The sequence below is a fragment of the Anabaena sp. 4-3 genome, assembly GCF_001597745.1.
Classification (GTDB): domain Bacteria; phylum Cyanobacteriota; class Cyanobacteriia; order Cyanobacteriales; family Nostocaceae; genus Trichormus.
Genome location: NZ_LUHJ01000076.1, coordinates 167,556 through 185,886, shown reverse-complemented (window position 1 = coordinate 185,886; position 18,331 = coordinate 167,556). Strand labels below are relative to the sequence as shown.

Below are 18,331 nucleotides of genomic sequence, written 5' to 3'. Positions count from 1 at the left end.
GCGAAATTAGGGGTTGGGGACTGGGGACAAATCAATTCAAAATTCAAAATTCAAAATTCTTTACTTTTGGCTTTTGACTTGTTTGATGTCCAGTGCAGCGATGCCCAATACCCAATACCCAATCCCTAGTTAAAGGAGTAACCTAAAAATGCTGGCAAATGTCCTAGCTTTGGTGGTCGGCCTTGGTAGTTTAGCCATCTATCTATCAGCTTTCTTTTTTCCAGAAATCCACCGCAAGAATGATTTTATTTGGAGTGGAGTAGGGCTGTTTTATGCTCTAGTTTTATGGGTGTTTGCTCCCCGCATTACTGGAGGTCTGTTACTCGGTCATGTGGCTAGTGTGGCTCTTTTGGTGTGGTTTGGCTGGCAAACTCTCGCACTACGTCGTCAGTTGACTCCCCAAGCACAGCAAACTCCATTACCCAGTTCTGAAGCTGTGAAAACTACTCTGCAAGAACAGGCGGCGAATTTATCTTTACCCCAACGGTTGGCGCAGTTACAGCAAAGTGTAGCTGGGATTTTCGCAGGGTTGAAAAACCGAGGAACACAGTCTGTTAGTCCAAAAACTCCAACTCCCCAACCGGAAACTACGCCAAAACCAGATGTAGAGATTATCGACAAGAGAGAAACACCAGAAACACGAGCCCAAGAGCCTGTTACTATTACTGAATCTGAATCACCAACTGTAGCAGCACAGCCTACAGAGGAAACAGCTACAACTGTTACTGAACCTGAAGCCGCAACTGTACCTGAAGTTATTCCACCTCATCCCCCATCCCCGGAAGCGGTGGAAGTTGCCCAAGCGGATGATAAAACTGAGGAGAAAACACGAATTCCGTTGGAAGAAATTGCGCCCGATGCGGCGTTAGCTCCCCCGGCTGAAGCACCAACGGAACCACAACCACCCAATCATCAGGGTAGTTGAATTTTCAGAGAAGGCGATCGCCTTCTCGGTGTCTGTTTCCCCCCTTGTCATTCGCGGTTAGGGGGGGATAATTAAACTTTGAAAACACGCTCTACGCCCCCTATAATTTGTGTCTGACAATATTTGCAGATAAAGTCGAACAGTTGGGAAAAATTAGCCAATGAACCCTTCGGAATGGAAAATTAAGGTCTGGGAAGAAGTCCAGCAAATCCCAGAAGCGAAGTTAGCACAACTGTATGAATTGATTCATGGATTTCGACTGAGTGCAGAAACCAACAGCAGCAACACAACAAAAATCATGCAGTTCGCCGGCTGCTGGAGTGATTTATCAGAGGAAGCATACAGCGAATTTGTAGATGATATCGCTATCCGTCGTCAGCAAGCATTCTCTCAAAGAACAAGCCGTGAAACCAGCATTGATTGATACTGATATCTTATCCTTGTTTTTTCGTGGTAATACTAATGTAGTCAACCAGTTTCAGGCTTATTTAGCCATTTATAATCAAATCAACATCAGTATCATCACTTATTACGAAATCCTGAGTGGGTTAAAGCATCGGGATGCCCAAAAGCAACTTGCTTTGTTTTTAGAGTTTGCTGCCCAAAATTCTGTTTTGCCCCTGAGCGAAAAATCAGTTACCATATCCGCAAATATCTACGCCAACTTAAGACTCCAAGGTATCCCCATCGACGATATTGACTTGCTGATTGCCGGTGTTGCGATCGCTAATAATCTAGTTCTAATTACTCACAATCAGCGACACTTCGGTAGAATTGAAGGACTAGAGTTGCAAGATTGGAGCTTAGGATAAAATTTGCGCTGTTACTAGGATAAGGCGATCGCCTTCTCGGTGTCTGTTTCCCCCCTTGTCATTCGCGGTTAGGGGGGATTAGCTCTTTTAGTTGGCTCACAAAGCTATAATTTGTTCAAAGTTTGAGAGGGAGTTAGAAAAAGACATTGCAGATGGTAAGTTAGAAGCTTTAGCGCAGGAAGCGATCGCGGAATTTCAACAAGGTCGTAGTAGCCAGTAGGTTGGGTTGAATGAAATGAAACCCAACATTAAATGTAAAATGAGGAGTAAGAGCAATTGCAATTGGCAGAGGTTAATTATTCTGCATCTATTCCTTCCCACATTTGTGAAAGGGGTATAGTTTGTCCACTTAATGCTTCTCTTATTCCCTGATAAATACCTTCAATTACAATTTATGTGGGTATTCCTTCAATATTTGAATTTTTATCTAATTCTAAAAGACATTTTTGGAGCAATTGCAATCTATAAGTTTCGACAGAAACTCCTTGCTGTTGTGCTTCCTGTGTTAGATACTGTTCTAATTCTGGTGGTAGGTTGAGGGTTAATCCCATAGGTGGATTAAGAGTGACTTGATTTGTAAATTTGCCAAATCAAAAAATCATATCCCAAGCTAGCCTACGCTTAAGTTATGCTGTAACCATTTCAGATACTGAACTAGGAGATGCTGGCTCAAAATATAACACCATAATTTGCTCTGGACGCAAACCAACAGATTCGTAAGTTTGCCCGTTACTATCGCTAAATTCTACTTCAAATGCAGCACCATCTGCTAGGATTTCGACTATTGTACCAACTTGACCACGTAACAAATTATATTCCGGCAGATCAACAGTGAGTGCTACTATATCCAACAACTTGGGTGTATTTGTACTCATTTTATATCGACTCCACATATTAGAACTTTACAACAAAGGATAACAGGTGGTTAATCAGGGAACATCTATCTATTCTTCACCTATCGTTAGGATTTGTTGTATCAATTTTAGCCAGCAAGCTTACTATTACTTAATAAAACTTGCAACAGTCAACAAAATCGCTAATTTGGGACTTCATCCCATCTCTTATAATTGATAGAACCTGTACACATAAAACTTAGGCATGAAGCTGTGACAGAACCTGGAAGCTACAAAGATACGGTAAATTTACCCAAGACTAATTTTGAGATGCGGGCGAACGCCATCAAGCGTGAGCCAGAAATTCAAAAGTTTTGGGAAGAAAATAAGATTTTTGACAGCCTGTCGCAAAACAACCCAGGCGAATTATTTATACTGCACGATGGGCCTCCCTACGCCAACGGCTCACTTCATATTGGTCATGCCTTAAATAAAATTCTCAAAGATATTATTAACCGCTACCAACTGCTACAAGGGCGGAAGGTGCGTTATGTGCCTGGTTGGGACTGCCACGGCTTACCAATTGAATTGAAGGTTTTGCAAACGCTCAAGTCGGCAGAACGGCAAAATTTAACACCTCTGCAATTACGCCAAAAGGCTAAGGAATTTGCTCTGGCTACGGTGGATGACCAACGCCAAAGTTTTAAACGCTATGGTGTTTGGGGTGACTGGGATAACCCATACCTAACGCTGAAGCCGGAATATGAAGCGGCGCAAATTGGCGTGTTTGGGCAGATGTATTTAAAAGGGTACATCTATCGCGGGTTAAAGCCGGTTCACTGGAGTCCCAGTTCTAAGACGGCTTTGGCTGAGGCAGAGTTGGAATACCCAGAAGGCCATACTTCCCGCAGTATTTATGCGGCTTTCCCGGTGACGGGTTTGGCTGAGGCGGTTAAACCTGTTTTGGGTGAGTATTTGCCTGATTTGGGTGTGGCTGTCTGGACTACTACGCCTTGGACAATTCCAGGTAATTTGGCGGTGGCTGTTAATGGCGACCTCAATTATGCTTTGGTGGAAGTTTCACGCCCAGACGCGGAGGAGGACACTTGCGTGGGCGGGTCTCCCGACTTGAGCAAAGTGTCCGTCGCGCAGAGAGGTTTTAAGTATTTGATTGTGGCGGCGGATTTGGTGGAGCGTTTGGCGGCTACTATTTCGGCGGAGTTGTCTGTAAAAGCCACATTCAAGGGGCAAGATTTAGAACATACTACTTATCGTCATCCGCTATTTGAGCGGGAAAGTCCGGTGGTTGTGGGTGGTGATTACATCACAACTGAATCGGGTACAGGGTTGGTACATACTGCGCCGGGTCATGGTCAAGAAGACTACATTGTTGGTTTGCGTTATGGTTTGCCTATCCTTGCACCTGTGGATGATAATGGCAATTTTACCGAGGAAGCGGGACAGTTTGCTGGGTTGAATGTTTTGGGTGATGGAAATCAGGCGGTTATTGATGCGCTAAGTGCTGCGGGTTCGCTGTTGAAGGAGGAAGCTTACGCCCACAAATATCCTTACGACTGGCGGACGAAAAAGCCGACGATTTTCCGGGCGACTGAACAGTGGTTCGCTTCGGTGGCTGGTTTCCGGGATGAGGCACTCAAGGCGATCGCTTCTGTAAAATGGATTCCAGCCCAAGGTGAGAATCGCATCACGCCAATGGTAGCGGAACGTTCTGACTGGTGTATCTCTCGTCAGCGTTCCTGGGGTGTACCTATCCCGGTATTCTACGATGAGGAAACCGGCGAACCTTTATTAAATGAGGAAACTATCAACCACGTTCAAGCTATCATCGCGGAAAAAGGTTCTGATGCTTGGTGGGAACTGTCGGTAGAAGAATTATTACCAGAGTCTTACCGCCATAATGGTCGGTCTTACCGCCGAGGTACTGATACAATGGATGTATGGTTTGATTCTGGCTCATCTTGGGCTTCTGTAGTTAAACAGCGTCCAGAGTTACGCTACCCGGCTGATATTTATTTAGAAGGTTCTGACCAACATCGCGGTTGGTTTCAGTCCAGTTTGCTCACCAGTGTAGCAGTAAATGGCATCGCACCTTACAAAACTGTATTAACTCACGGCTTTGTTCTTGACGAACAAGGGCGTAAAATGAGTAAATCAGTGGGTAATGTGGTTGATCCACAGGTGATGATTCAAGGTGGAAAAGACCAGAAGAAAGAACCCCCCTATGGTGCTGATGTGTTGCGGTTGTGGGTGTCTTCTGTAGATTACACGGCTGATGTGCGTTTGGGTGGTAATATCATTAAACAACTCAACGATGTCAGAGGTAAGATTCGCAATACGGCACGGTTTTTGTTGGGTAGTTTACACGATTTCGACCCAGAAAAAGATGCTGTACCCTTTGAGAAGTTACCGCAGCTAGATAAATATATGCTGCACCGCATCCGTGAAGTTTTCCAAGAAGTAACCGAAGCTTTTGACAGTTTCCAATTCTTCCGCTTTTTCCAAACTGTGCAGAATTTCTGCGTGGTGGATTTGTCTAATTTCTATTTAGATGTGGCGAAAGATAGACTGTATATCAGTGCGCCGAATGCTTTCCGTCGCCGCAGTTGTCAGACAGTGATACACATCGCTTTAGAGAATTTAGCACGAGCGATCGCACCTGTATTGTGTCACACGGCAGAAGATATCTGGCAACATCTCCCCTACAAAACACCCTACAAATCAGTGTTTCAAGCTGGTTGGGTGCAGTTAGAAGATAAATGGCATCATCCAGAGTTAGCAGAAGTTTGGGAAAAATTGCGCCAGTTGCGGACTGATGTTAACAAAGTTTTAGAACAAGCTAGGGTAGACAAAATGATTGGTTCTTCCCTAGAAGCCAAAGCTTTGATTTATGTCAAAGATGCAAATTCCCGCAACGCCATTGCAACTTTAAATCCTGTTAGCGGTAACGGTATCGATGAACTGCGTTATTTATTCCTGACTTCCCAGGTAGAATTATTAGATTCACCTGAGAAACTGCAAGATGTCAAATATACTTTGCAGTCTGAAACTTGGGAAATTGGGGTAGTGAATGCAGACGGTGAAAAATGCGATCGCTGTTGGAATTACTCCACCCATGTAGGAGAATCAGCAGAGCATCCCCTAATTTGTGAACGTTGCGTTTCAGCCCTAGCTGGTGAATTTTAAGCCAGTAGTGGCGTGACAAGCCTTAAATGTTGCATTAAAACTCTGTTGTGGGATGGGCTTCTAGCCCGTCCGGTGCAGGCTAGAAGCCCACACCACAAAAACTATATTTTTGCACCATTTTAGCTTTGTCACGCTACTACCGTAACTTTTACACCTATCGCCCAAGCTGATAAGCTAGATTTTGACTTTGACGCTGTATACGTAGCTTTTGATTGTACTCATTCAACTTAGTTTGCGCCTGAGCATAAACATAGGTATCTTGAGGAATTTGGCGGAGAAATTTCACCGCATTATCAAACTTCCCAATTAATGCTTGTTGGTGGGCTTGATGTAAAAAATATGCGGCTCTCATTTGTCGTTTTTCGCTGTATTCAACCAATTTTTTCTGCACTAAAGCACCAGCAGAACTTTCTTTCGGAATTTGTCGCAGATATTCTAACGCTGTAGAAAAATCTCTCGCTTGCGCTTTGGTGAATGCTTTACCTAATAACTCTTGTGTTTGGGTTTCGATATTGGTTTTGGCTTGTTGGACTAAATTTTTAGCTTTTGTTTGCCAATATGAAATATCTGGAATTTCAGCAGCAGCAGTCAGGACATCTGACCATCTACCCTCAGACATAGCTGTTTCTGCTAATATATATTTGTGTGCTGCTGTTTGCCATTGCTGTTGCCAAGCTTCCAGGGAGACTTGAGCTTCTGGATAAACATTACTATAAGATGGTATTGATTGAGCTAGGGCGATCGCCTTTTGCAAATCTCCTGATTGATATTCTTTTTTAGCTTGGGATAAAAGTTCTGTTTCCGAATATGACGGAGAAGTATTAACTAAAGAATAAGCCCCCAACCCCATTAATAAAGAGTTTACCGCTATTCCTACAGTCACCCCTTTAAGTATAGGTGATGATTCTTCTAAAGTCGGTTCTACTGGAGTATTTTGAATTGGCTGTGTTTGAGTAGTTGGTTTGACTTTCGTTTCCCATATCAAATGCTTCAGGAGACGCAACACCTCAGTTGCAGACTGAAAACGTTCCTGGTAATTGTAGCAAATCATTTTAGTCAGAATTGCCGCCAGATAATCACTCACCAGGGTATCGGGTGAACGCCATAGAATTTCATTAGTCTGGGGATCTATTTCTAGTTGCAATGGTTCTACCCCTGTGAGAGCCTGAATAGCAATCATTCCCACAGCATAAATATCACTATTGGGCTGGGTTTTACCAATAAATTGCTCTGGTGGAATGTAACCTAATGAAGTCGCAGGAGCTTGGTAAATGGATAAGTCACCATCCATACCAAAATTTATAGCTTGGATAGAACCAAAATCAATTAGGACTAACTTACCATTAACAACATGTCTAATAATATTTTCTGGTTTAATATCGCAATGAATCACACCTTGGGAATGAACAAACTCTAAAATTTCCAAGGTATCTTCTAAAAAAGCAATAATTTCGTCTTCACTCCATAAACACCCCCATTGTTGATTTATCGGGAGTTCCGCCGTTAAGGAATGTCCTGCAATATATTCTTGTACTAAATAGAAACGCTCATTTTCTTCAAAACAAGCAAGAAACTGCGGTATTTGGGGGTGCGTTCCCAAACGCTTCAGAGTTTCGGTTTCGGTTAAGAAACGTAATCTAATAGTTTCTAGGTAACTCGGATGGAAACTGTTAACCTTGAGTTGTTTAACCACACAATTGGGCGTGTGTGGGTGATGGATATCCATAGCTAAGTATGTCTGTCCAAATACCCCTGCACCCAGATTTTGGACAATTTGGTAGCGTGCTTGTAATACTTTACCGATCATGTGGTGGTTCATGAGTTGGTTACTGAGTTAGTCCTGGTATTAAGTTTCCCACCCTTGCCCTGAGTTTCCGGAATCGTTTAAAGATACATTACCTTAGCATAGATTCTGGAACAAGAGTTATGCAACTGGCATAAACCAGTTTTGCTACGGCGTTCAACTTGTATTGACATAGTTACGTTTAACCAAGCTGACCCACTTATAACACATCTAGTTCCCAGCAAAAACAAGGTTGTAATTATGTTACTTTTTTTGTGTTTCTTTTCTAATCGTAAATAAACCTGTACTTTATGGGTTGAGCAATGCTAAACCCCTACACCCAATTCCCTATTTGCTCATTCTCCTGTTCCATTATCTCACCACGCTCTGTTAATGGCTTGACTACTTTGGCGATCGCTTTTTAGTCTTTTGGCTAGGACTATTATGAAAGCGTATATGCTATCATAGCTACATGGCGATTAAAATTGTAGTTGATACCAGCGTTTTTATCAGTGCGTTGATTAGCTCGCAAGGTTCTAGTAGAGAACTGATTCGACGCTGTTTGAAAGGAGAATATCAGCCTTTGATGGGAAATGCTTTATTTTCTGAGTATGAGTCAGTCATTCATCGCTCAGAAGTTATCGCCAAATGCCCTTTAACTACTGAAGAAATTTCTGCTTTAATAGCATCATTAATGAGCGTCAGTCAATGGGTTTATATATACTATTTATGGCGACCTAATTTAAAAGACGAGGCTGATAATCACTTAATTGAATTAGCGGTTGCCGGAAATGCTCAAATTATTGCCACTTACAATGTCAAAGATTTCCAGAATTCTGAATTGTTATTTCCTAAATTATCTATATTAAAACCAGAAGAAATTATTAGGAGTTAAACACAAATGGCAACTTTAACGATTCGTTTACCAGACGATAAGCATAATAGATTGAAAGAACTTGCTCAAGCCAAAGGTATCAGTGTCAATAAATTGATTGAAGAACTTTCTACTATTGCTCTAGCAGAATTTGATGCTCATACCAGATTTAAAGCAATGGCTGCAATTGGTAATGCAGAAGCAGGATTAGAAATATTAGCTAAACTTGATGCTCTAACAAAGTAGGGATTTAGCAATGCTAAACCCCTACAGCCAATTTCCTATTCCCGATTCCCTATTCCCTCATTTTCCTGTTCCATTATCTCACCACGCTCTGTTAATGGTTTAACTACCTTGGCAATGGCTTCCTGCACAAATGCTTTAATAAATTCATCCCGGCGATTGATTTGAAACTGTCGCTGTACTACCTCTGTCATCCCACCATCACCCCAATCTTGATCATGGCGGAAATATTCAATAAAACTTTTACCTGCTATTCTGGTTAAATATGCGGCTGTTACTCCTTGTATTGCTCTGCCAATCACAAATGTGGCAACATTTAATTGCAATGCTGTAGACAATAATTGTATTGCACCTTTAACTATACCCAAACTCGCTATTGTCTTCGCTAAAGACAAAGCTAACTCTCGTCCCCGTTCCATGTTCAATTCACAACCATAGACTCTACCAATCTCTACGACCATTTGGGCATTGACGGCGGCTGTGGCTAGTAAATCTACTACTGGCAAAGGCGTAACTGATACCACTCCCGCGCCTATCCACTGGAAACGATCAACGATTTTATCAGCTTGGCGACGGCGTTGGGCATCGATGAGTTTACGGGCTTCTTCTCCTAACCGCAGAGATTGCAAGAGAATATTATCAGCCACCAAATCCTCACCCTCAGCCCGTAAAATTGCCGCCATGCGCCGCAGTAAGGGGACGATATCCGGTTCTGGTTGGAAGGGTTCCCCGGTTTCTAGTTGTGCTGGTTGGGGATTAGCGGCGATCGCTACTACGTCATTTGTGGCAATAAATCCCCGCACCCGTTGGCGTAACCTTGCTAATATCGCTTCTGTATCTTCGTCTGTATACAAGTCTGTTTTATTGAGAACGAGGAGCGATCGCTTACCAATTTCTGCTAAACCTCTGAGTGGTTCATACTCTGAGCGTCGTAAATCATTATCCACCACAAACAACAGTAAATCTGCCTCGGTTGCCAACGCCCTGGCTAATTGTTCTCGTTCTGTTCCCGCCACCCCAGCCTCTAAAATCCCTGGTGTATCGGTAATTAAAATTTTTCGTTCTAAACCTTTCAACCGTAGACAGTAGGTTTCCCCGGCGGTGGTTGTCCCCATTGGTGCGTCTACTCTGCCCACCATCCGCCCCATTATAGCATTAACTAGGGAAGTTTTGCCAGCACTGCCAGTACCGAAGACCACAACTTGAATCTCACCCCTAGCTAAATTAGCTTCTATTTCCTGAGAACGACTGAGTAAAGCTTGGCGTGCAACTTCATCTTGAATTTGTGCTACTTGCTGTCTGACAGCCTGGAGTGTGGAAGAAGCCGCATCAGACTTAGCAGCCGGAATCTGTGCTGGTGTTACCCGTCGGCGGTTGCGTCGGGAACGCTGTTCACCAGATTGTAATACTACCACGTAATAGACAAAAGCAGCAACTAACGCCCCAATCAGGACAATTAGCAGCAACAGCAGCAAATTACCCAAAAATGGCGAGTAAGACAACTGCCAATACAGGCGTGAGAGGGAATCAATCAGCCACAGGGCGAGTCCCAGAATGACGATTAAACCTACAATTAAGGTGATTAGACGCGACAGAGGCATGGGTGGCATTGGTAAATATGAAATACCCAGATGCTTCTGATCTTAATAGTTTCAGTGTTTCTTACCAGGGTACAAATTCCAACTTTTGGTAAACTTGATAGGGCGTTTTGTATCAAATTAGATTGGATTTGTGATTTTCAATTAGGGTATTTACTGAAACATTACCACCGTAAGAACTTCTAAATAGAAAAATATGCCCACTTAAGACCTAACCCCCTAACCCCCTTCCCTACCAGGGAAGGGGGAAAGTTAAAGCCTCTAACGCCACTTGCTACAACGCGGGAAACCCGCGCAACGCAGTGACTCCTCCTTGTAGGGGAGAGGTGTGGAAAGGGGTTTTCCAGATACCGGAATTTTAAATTTTGAATTGGTATAAGTTGCACAATGAGCGCGATATCTCAATTAAAACCCTGGAATTGTATACAGAACAAGTTTCACCGATTAAGTATTCGGCGAAAAATTGTCTGTGGCTATGGTGTGGCGTTGGGAATTGCGGTTTTTGGTACAATGTTGGGGTTGGTGATAGGCGATCGCTATTTTCAACAAGCTAGAGAGAAAATGATTTTGGCAGATCAGGAAGGAGGCTTGTTAAGTGATTTACAAGGAGTTTTGTTAGAAATTCATTCCCATCAGCATGAAATCATCTCTATACTGGGACACAAGCAAGCTTTACAACAAGAAGATGCCGAATTGTTCACCCATGCAGCCGAAGCTAAAACTGTGCTTAACCAATTGCGTGAGTTTAGCCGCACTCATTCCCGCCAGGATTTACAAGCATTGCTCAATCAGCACGATGATACTATCAAGGTTTATTTTCAGCGACTAATAGAAATCAACGGGCAAATCATCACCCTGAGTTTACAACCCCAAGGACAAACCGCCGCACAAAAATTATTAATCGACTTTAGTAAAAGTTCCGAAGTCAAGCAGCTAATAGAATTTTCCCACGAGTTGACTGACTTGGTGAAAACGGTGCGAGAACGCCAAGAGGAAGCGGATACAGCCCAAAATCAGGCGGCGATGATGCAAGCGCAAATTATAATTGCTAGTATTTTACTTTCGGTGGCGATCGCTAGTTTCTTAGCAGCTTACACTAGCATCATTATCACACGACCTATTAATAAACTAACAGCTATTGCTCAACAAGTCACCCAACAAGCCAACTTTGATTTACAAGCACCCGTAACCACCACCGATGAAATTGGTAGTTTAACTAATTCATTCAATCAGTTAATTCAACAAGTCAAGCAGCTTTTGCTAGAACAACAAGCCCAAGCCCAAACACAACTAATTCAAAGCGAAAAAATGTCTAGCTTAGGGCGGATGCTAGCTGGTGTCGCCCATGAAATTAATAACCCGATTAATTTTATTTCTGGTAATTTAGTCCACGCCAAAACCTATATTGATGATTTATTAACACTACTGCAAACCTATCAAAATGAAGTACCATCACCACCACCTGCGGTGGAAACTGTCGCCGAAGAAATTGATTTAGAGTTTCTCTTAGAAGACTTACCAAAACTGATTAATTCTATGATGGTTGGTGCTGAACGTACTAAAGAAATTGTCCGAGGTTTAAAAGATTTTTCCCGTTTAGATGATGGTGAATTGCAACAGGTAGAATTACATTCTTGTATTGATAGTACACTGTTGATTTTGAATACACGCCTGAAAAAAGGTATTAATGTTGTTCGCAAATATGGAGAAATCCCCACCATTCCCGGCTATAAAGGTTTATTGTATCAAGTATTTATGAATCTCCTCAGCAATGCCATTGATGCTTTAGAAGAAAAAGCCGCCAATAATCCCGAATTTCAACCAGAAATAACTATTATTACGGAACGCTGTCAAGATAATACGGTGAGAGTGCGAATTACAGACAACGGCGTTGGTATTTCCCCAGAGAATCAAAGGAAAATTTTTGAGACATTTTTTACAACTAAACCACGGGGAATTGGCACAGGTTTAGGTTTAGCGATTACCTACCAGATTGTAGTGGAAAAACACCGAGGGAAAATCACCTGTAAGTCTGAATTAAATCATAATACAGAATTTGCGATCGCTCTCCCGATTTTTCAGCCTTAAGTTCCTGGTTTTGCAGGTGAGATTTCTGCACAATGGGCATGGGGCATGGGGCATGGGGCATTGGGGATTAATAAAAATTCTACCTTGTCTACCTTGTCTCTTCTTTCCATTTACCAATAGAACAAAAGGAGAAATCAAAAATATGGGACTTTTTGATCAAGTTCTCAATGCTGTGAATAACCCGAATCTACAAGGTAATATCAGTCAAATACAAACTATTATCGATAGTGTACAAGATTTAAGCACAACAACAGGTACAGATCCAGGAACTATGCAATCGGTTATGGGGGTTGTTGGTAACTATGTACGTACTGCTTTACAACAAAAACAAGCCACAGAGGGTAATGAAACAGCACAGGCTTTGGTAAATCAGTATGCTGGTAGTACCTTTGACGAACAAGCTGTAAATTCCCTATTTTCTCCTGACACCCAAGAACAAGTAGCAAGGGTAACAGCCCAGCGTACCGGGTTAGATGCCAACACCATTTTACAATTGCTGCCTGTAGTTGTGCCGTTAGTGCTGAATTTCTTAAAATCTGGGGCTAATGCACAGAATACTCAAACTGCTGGTAATCCAGTCTTGAATAACTTCCTCGATGCAGACAAAGATGGTGATGTTGATATCGCTGACGCTATCCAACTAGCTAGTCGCTATGTTCGCAGATAGTGAGTGTACACACTCCTGACTAAAAATTGTCATGCACTGACACAGCTAAAATAGTGTATTAGCTTTATTTCCTCTTGTGGGGTGGGCATCCTGCCTGCCCAGAACAGTCAAGATGACTGTTCCACAAGAAAACCAATTTTTTTAAATAACTCATCGCCTGTCAAAATTGCGAGACTGGGGTTGTAGGGGAGAAGATGGACGAGGAGAAATATGATTTTTTAACAACAGCAACGGCAAACTCAGAACACCTAAAGTGATGACTACCCCTGTCATCACCCAGACAGCCCAACGATTAGCTTGATAGTTGCTGCGTTCAATTTGCCAAAAAACTTGATTGTATCGCCATGCGGCTAAAGCAATAGTGACAATACCAAAAATTACTAAAGTAATGCCTAAATTTTGAGAGTTAAATATAGGATGTACCGACGTTTCTGTTTGGGTAATTGCCAAATTAAGCTGACGTAAAAACAAACCAAAACGAGCGATCGCAAAACCAAATCCAATCAAAGCTATAGAAGTCCTCAGCCAAGCTAAAAAAGTCCGTTCATTGGCTTGATGTTCCCGTTGTCTGTCAATTTTTGGCGTTTTATTCATAAGATGAGATGCAGGTGCAGACTCATCTACACCTGCAATTATAGCCCATTGCCACCCAATAGAATACAGATTCATCCGCGTTTATCTGCGTTTATCTGCGTTCAATTATTCTTTCTTCAACTACACATTAAACCGGAATAACATAACATCCCCTTCTTGAACAATATACTCTTTACCCTCACTACGAACTAAGCCTTTTTCCTTAGCAGCATTCAACGAACCAGATACAACTAAATCATTGTAAGCAACGGTTTCCGCCCGAATAAAACCCCGTTCAAAATCCGAATGAATCACACCTGCTGCTTGGGGTGCTGACATTCCGGCGTGAATTGTCCAAGCGCGGGTTTCTTTTTGTCCACTGGTGAAATATGTTCTCAGTCCTAACAGAGTATAAGTAGCACTAATTAAAGACTTTAATCCGCCTTCTTCTACACCCAAAGATGCTAAAAAGTCAGCTTTATCTTCTTCTGGTAATTCTACAAGTTCGGCTTCTACTTGAGCAGAAACAATCACAACTTGAGCGTTTTCTTGTGCGGCAATTTGTCGCACTTGTTCCACAAATTCATTACCAGTTGCTAAGTCATCTTCAGAAACATTAGCAGCATAAATAATTGGCTTATTGGTGAGTAAACCTAATCCTTTAATAACTGCGGCTTCTTCTTCATTTAAACTAACTTGACGGACTGATTTACCTTCATTTAAAGCAGCCGCTAATTTTTCGAGGACTGTCACCTCAAATTGAGCATCTTTACTGGTGCGGGCTTGTTTGCGGGTACGTTCAATGCGGCGTTCAACTTGTCCTAAATCTGCTAACGCCAATTCTAGACTAATGATTTCAATATCCCGTGCTGGGTCAACCGAACCAGCAACATGGATAATATCATCATTTTCAAAACAGCGTACTACATGGACTATTGCATCAACTTCGCGGATATGAGACAAAAATTGATTACCTAGTCCTTCACCTTGGCTCGCACCTTTCACCAAGCCAGCAATATCCACAAACTCAATACGTGCGGGGATAATTTGGGCTGAACCGGAAATATTAGAAAGCACGTTTAAACGCTCATCCGGTACTGCAACAACGCCTACATTGGGTTCAATAGTACAAAACGGGAAGTTAGCCGCTTCTGCTTTAGCATTAGCCACTACAGCATTAAATAAAGTAGATTTTCCGACGTTGGGAAGTCCGACAATTCCGGCTCTTAGCATTTTAGATTTTAGATTTTGAATTTATGTACAGAAGTAAACTACACGGGTGCTGGTATAGTCTGGGGAATGGGTGCAGGGACTGGTTCTGGTACAGGCCCCGGAACAGTTTGCGGGATAGGAGCAGGTACGGTTTCTGGTACTGGCTCTGGGAAAGGACGGGGAATTGTAGGCCCCGGTGTGGGTTGCGGTTCTGGTAATGTGTTTGGTTCAGGATTGGGTATTTGTGGTTCGGGGATAGAAATAGCTCTAGGATGAATCATGATCAATCTATCTCAATTATTCGACCTTCCCAAACTAGATGACAACCTGAATTCCTGACATCTCCCTATATGACTATACCCAAAAGTGTTATTTTAGCTAGAAACAAAGCAAGATACAAATTGGGATGGTTGATGGTTGATGGTTGACTGTTGACTGGGTAAAAGTTCTTCTCCTCTGCTCCTCCGCTTCCTCATCTCCCCCACTTCTTCCTCGCTTTCTGAAAATGAATCAACACCAAGCACCGTTACTAGAAGCTTTAAAACTCTGTGCAGCACGTCCTCATGCGGCTTTTTATACCCCTGGACATAAGCGGGGACGGGGAATTTATCAACCTTTGGCTGATTTGCTGGGTAAGGCTGTATTTGGTGCAGATTTAACGGAGTTGGCTGATTTAGATAATTTATCCGCTCCTCAAGGTGTGATTCAACAGGCGCAACAGTTAGCGGCTGAAGCTTTTGGTGCAGCACATACATGGTTTCTTGTCAATGGTTCGACTTGTGGAGTTGAGGCGGCGATTCTTGCTACTTGTGGTGTGGGGGATAAAATTATTTTGCCACGTAATGTACATTCTTCTGCGATCGCTGGTTTAATTCTCTCAGGTGCAATCCCGATTTTTGTTAATCCTGAATATGATTCGGTTTTAGATATTGCCCACAGTATCACGCCTGATGGAGTAAAAGCAGCCTTACAACAACATCCTGATGCTAAAGCGGTGTTGACAGTTTACCCCACATATTATGGTGTTTGTGGAGATTTACAGGCGATCGCTCACATTACCCATGAATATCATATTCCCTTACTGGTCGATGAAGCACACGGCGCACACTTCGCTTTTCATCCCCAACTACCTATCTCAGCCTTAGCCGCAGGTGCAGATTTAACTGTACAGTCAATTCATAAAGTCTTAGGTGCAATGACGCAAGCTTCCATGCTGCACATCCAAGGCAATAGAATTGATATTGACCGAATAAATAAAGCTTTGCAACTTTTACAGTCTACCAGTCCTAGTTATATCCTTTTAGCTTCCTTAGATGCAGCGCGTCAGCAAATGGCGTTAGCAGGGAAACAGTTAATGTCTCGCACTTTGCAACTAGCCCATGAAGCTAGACACAAAATTAGTCACATTCCCAGATTATCAGTTTTGCAACCACCAGAGGCATCTTTATCACCTGGGTTTGTTGATTTGGATAAAACAAGATTAACAGTTAATGTTTCTGGGTTGGGTTTAACGGGGTTTGCAGTTGAGGAAATTTTAGATAAACTTGGTGTAACTGCTGAATTAGCAACGCTGCAAAATCTCACGTTTATTATTAGCTTGGGTAACACCGCAGATGATATTCATCAGTTAGTGCAGGGTTTTAGGAGTTTAGCAGAAAAAACCCCACCTCCTACGCCGCAAGGGACGAGGAGATGGGATAATGACAATTGTTTTAGGTATTTTCCGGGGATTACTCCCCGTGAGGCTTTTTTTGCCGTTACTGAAATCTTACCTCTAAAACAGACGGGCGATCGCATCTGTGCGGAAATTGTTTGTCCTTACCCCCCTGGTATTCCCGTTTTAATGCCTGGGGAAATCATTACTCCAGCTACAATTGATTATTTACAGGAAATTCAAGCCGTAGGGGGATTGATCACAGGCTGTGCTGATAGTAGTCTATCTAGTTTAAAAGTCGTGAAAGTGTGAACGCAGATGCACGCAGATAAACGCGGATGAAATAGATATATCAAGAATTGTTGATAATTTGTTTAATAAACAATACTATATTTGTGGCATTGCTCACAATCAGATATTCTCTCAAGGATTAAACTTTTGATAAAATCCTGGTTTGTTGTATGAAACCACAGATAAACGCCGATAAATTATCTTTGTGCATCTGTGGTTTCATTTCTATTTATTGATTTAGCTTTGATACTGTTTCAATTTGCTGAGTAAAGTATGCTTCTTGATGTTTGATGTGTCGCGCTAATTCTAAACCGTATTGAAAAGCTGTTAGTGCTTGTGGGTAATCTTTTTTGTCTAAATATAATTGTCCCATTTGGTCGTAAGCTTGCATCATGCCATAATAATTAGCGGCTCTGACTTCTGTTTCTAAAAGAATTTGGTTAGTTTGCAAAGCTGCATCAATTTGTCCTTGAGAACGATATAAGGGGATTAATTTCTGCAATGCTTCAGCCGCACGCGCAAATTGTTGCAATTGCCAAGCTGTTTGATAAGCTTGTTGGTAGTTGGTGAAAGCTGCTTCTAGTAAATCAGGATTTTCTTGGGCGAGAATTTCATAATTAGCTGCGATCGCCTGTTGCACACTCGGCAATTGTGTCTGATCATCATTTTGGGAGTATATCGCTTTCAGTCTACTCAGCACCTCAATAGCTTTTTGTGGTTGCTTCCCCTGCTGATAGATATAAGCTAACTGTTGCAGATATGTTAACTCATCTTGACTTGCACCCCTAGCAGTCGTAAAATTTAACAATTCCTCGTAAGCAGTAGCAGCTTGCGGATAATTAAACCAACTCAGATTTAATTCTCCCAGAGTTTTCAGGGTATCAATTTCCGCAGATGTATCTTGTTGTTGTCGCACCACTGCCAAAATTTGTTGATAAATTTCAATGGCAGGTTTAGGCGATCGCACTTTTTGATAAGCTACACCTAACGCCTGTAACAGTGGAAAATCAATGTTAGTTTGAGTTTTAGACTTTTTGGGTTGTGCTTGTTTTTGAATAGTCTGCAAACGTTGTGTAATATAGTATAACTGTTGGCGATCGCTTTGTTGCCAAGCAATATCACCAACTCGTGACAATGCTTGCACCTCACCCACAGCACCCAAATAGCGACGCAAGCGTAACTCCCGGTTCCAAATTTCAAAAGCCGCTTTTTTATCTCCAGCTTGCAATTTCGCCGTCGCTTGTTGATTTAACTCATCCAACGCTATCTGAAGTTGCTGTTGTTCTGCAAGACTTAAAGGTTGTTTTTTGGGTAAAGATGGTAAAAGTGGATCTGGTGTAGTGATTTCTAAAGGACTAGGCGGGAATCTATCAGCTTGTTGAGGGTCTTTACTCTGCGCTAACGTCACAGAACAGCCAAACTGCCAGAGCATAGCTGCTGTAATCATAGCACTGAAGCGTTTTAACTTGATGTATTTTACCATATATGAGCATCGGGAATTGGGCATGGGGCAACTATGCCTAACCACTGTAACTGCAAATTAGTTTGACGCATCAAGCATTGAGAATTATCCC

General features: G+C 42.3%; 18 protein-coding genes. 10 read left to right on the top strand and 8 right to left on the bottom strand.

What is annotated here, in order from left to right:
* Nucleotides 1-148 precede the first annotated feature (148 nt).
* The 4 genes from A3775_RS22990 (at nucleotide 149) to A3775_RS25340 (ending at nucleotide 1,957) form a co-directional block, all read left to right on the top strand.
* Complete coding sequence (locus tag A3775_RS22990) at nucleotides 149-925, top strand: Ycf66 family protein (protein WP_066427000.1); 777 nt, start codon at nucleotides 149-151, stop codon at nucleotides 923-925.
* Nucleotides 926-1,085: 160 nt separating this feature from the next.
* Complete coding sequence (locus A3775_RS22985) at nucleotides 1,086-1,349, top strand: hypothetical protein (protein ID WP_066382006.1); 264 nt, start codon at nucleotides 1,086-1,088, stop codon at nucleotides 1,347-1,349.
* Nucleotides 1,330-1,737: a type II toxin-antitoxin system VapC family toxin gene (locus A3775_RS22980; protein ID WP_066382007.1), complete on the top strand. Its 408-nt coding sequence runs from the start codon at nucleotides 1,330-1,332 to the stop codon at nucleotides 1,735-1,737. Before A3775_RS22985 ends, A3775_RS22980 begins: the two co-directional genes overlap by 20 nt.
* Before the next feature lie 91 nt (nucleotides 1,738-1,828).
* Nucleotides 1,829-1,957, top strand: a complete 129-nt coding sequence (locus tag A3775_RS25340) for a hypothetical protein (RefSeq protein WP_255362913.1) — start codon at nucleotides 1,829-1,831, stop codon at nucleotides 1,955-1,957.
* 172 nt (nucleotides 1,958-2,129) lie between these two features.
* Here A3775_RS25340 and A3775_RS25165 read toward each other — a convergent pair whose 3' ends face one another.
* Nucleotides 2,130-2,288 (bottom strand): hypothetical protein, encoded by a 159-nt coding sequence (locus tag A3775_RS25165; RefSeq protein ID WP_231867068.1) that lies wholly within the window; start codon nucleotides 2,286-2,288, stop codon nucleotides 2,130-2,132.
* A 75-nt stretch (nucleotides 2,289-2,363) separates the two neighbouring features.
* Nucleotides 2,364-2,612, bottom strand: coding sequence for a DUF4926 domain-containing protein (locus tag A3775_RS22975; RefSeq protein ID WP_066382008.1), 249 nt, complete (start codon nucleotides 2,610-2,612; stop codon nucleotides 2,364-2,366).
* Nucleotides 2,613-2,843: 231 nt separating this feature from the next.
* Between A3775_RS22975 and ileS the strand changes: the two genes are divergently transcribed.
* A complete protein-coding gene (gene ileS, locus A3775_RS22970) occupies nucleotides 2,844-5,774 on the top strand; it encodes an isoleucine--tRNA ligase (protein WP_066382009.1) in 2,931 nt (976 codons plus the stop codon).
* A gap of 154 nt (nucleotides 5,775-5,928) precedes the next feature.
* Here ileS and A3775_RS22965 read toward each other — a convergent pair whose 3' ends face one another.
* Nucleotides 5,929-7,593 carry a serine/threonine-protein kinase gene (locus tag A3775_RS22965; RefSeq protein WP_082803835.1) on the bottom strand — a complete coding sequence of 555 codons (1,665 nt, stop codon included), beginning with the start codon at nucleotides 7,591-7,593 and terminating at the stop codon, nucleotides 5,929-5,931.
* 436 nt (nucleotides 7,594-8,029) lie between these two features.
* On the opposite strand from A3775_RS22965, the gene A3775_RS22960 reads away from it, so the two are divergent.
* Both A3775_RS22960 and A3775_RS22955 read left to right on the top strand, forming a co-directional pair.
* Nucleotides 8,030-8,452: a putative toxin-antitoxin system toxin component, PIN family gene (locus A3775_RS22960; RefSeq protein WP_066382018.1), complete on the top strand. Its 423-nt coding sequence runs from the start codon at nucleotides 8,030-8,032 to the stop codon at nucleotides 8,450-8,452.
* Nucleotides 8,453-8,458: 6 nt separating this feature from the next.
* Nucleotides 8,459-8,677, top strand: a complete 219-nt coding sequence (locus A3775_RS22955; RefSeq protein WP_066382019.1) for a toxin-antitoxin system HicB family antitoxin — start codon at nucleotides 8,459-8,461, stop codon at nucleotides 8,675-8,677.
* A 35-nt stretch (nucleotides 8,678-8,712) separates the two neighbouring features.
* On the opposite strand, the gene A3775_RS22950 is transcribed toward A3775_RS22955, so the two are convergent.
* Nucleotides 8,713-10,275 carry a YcjF family protein gene (locus A3775_RS22950; protein WP_066382371.1) on the bottom strand — a complete coding sequence of 521 codons (1,563 nt, stop codon included), beginning with the start codon at nucleotides 10,273-10,275 and terminating at the stop codon, nucleotides 8,713-8,715.
* Between the two features lie 384 nt (nucleotides 10,276-10,659).
* Between A3775_RS22950 and A3775_RS22945 the strand changes: the two genes are divergently transcribed.
* Both A3775_RS22945 and A3775_RS22940 read left to right on the top strand, forming a co-directional pair.
* Entirely contained in the window at nucleotides 10,660-12,360 is a 1,701-nt protein-coding gene (locus A3775_RS22945) for an ATP-binding protein (RefSeq protein ID WP_066426997.1), read from the top strand.
* 142 nt (nucleotides 12,361-12,502) lie between these two features.
* A complete protein-coding gene (locus tag A3775_RS22940; protein ID WP_066382022.1) occupies nucleotides 12,503-13,027 on the top strand; it encodes a DUF937 domain-containing protein in 525 nt (174 codons plus the stop codon).
* Nucleotides 13,028-13,177: 150 nt separating this feature from the next.
* Here A3775_RS22940 and A3775_RS22935 read toward each other — a convergent pair whose 3' ends face one another.
* The 3 genes from A3775_RS22935 to A3775_RS22925 form a co-directional block, all read right to left on the bottom strand.
* The gene (locus A3775_RS22935) at nucleotides 13,178-13,621 is read right to left on the bottom strand and encodes a YidH family protein (protein WP_066382373.1); all 444 of its coding nucleotides are present in this window, start codon (nucleotides 13,619-13,621) and stop codon (nucleotides 13,178-13,180) included.
* A 120-nt stretch (nucleotides 13,622-13,741) separates the two neighbouring features.
* Complete coding sequence (gene ychF / locus A3775_RS22930) at nucleotides 13,742-14,833, bottom strand: redox-regulated ATPase YchF (RefSeq protein WP_066426995.1); 1,092 nt, start codon at nucleotides 14,831-14,833, stop codon at nucleotides 13,742-13,744.
* Nucleotides 14,834-14,871: 38 nt separating this feature from the next.
* On the bottom strand, nucleotides 14,872-15,093 hold the full coding sequence (locus tag A3775_RS22925; RefSeq protein ID WP_066382026.1) for a hypothetical protein: 222 nt from the start codon (nucleotides 15,091-15,093) through the stop codon (nucleotides 14,872-14,874).
* A gap of 224 nt (nucleotides 15,094-15,317) precedes the next feature.
* Between A3775_RS22925 and A3775_RS22920 the strand changes: the two genes are divergently transcribed.
* On the top strand, nucleotides 15,318-16,778 hold the full coding sequence (locus A3775_RS22920; RefSeq protein WP_066426993.1) for an aminotransferase class I/II-fold pyridoxal phosphate-dependent enzyme: 1,461 nt from the start codon (nucleotides 15,318-15,320) through the stop codon (nucleotides 16,776-16,778).
* 208 nt (nucleotides 16,779-16,986) lie between these two features.
* Here A3775_RS22920 and A3775_RS22915 read toward each other — a convergent pair whose 3' ends face one another.
* Nucleotides 16,987-18,240, bottom strand: coding sequence for a lipopolysaccharide assembly protein LapB (locus A3775_RS22915; protein WP_066426991.1), 1,254 nt, complete (start codon nucleotides 18,238-18,240; stop codon nucleotides 16,987-16,989).
* Between the last annotated feature and the right edge of the window lie 91 nt (nucleotides 18,241-18,331).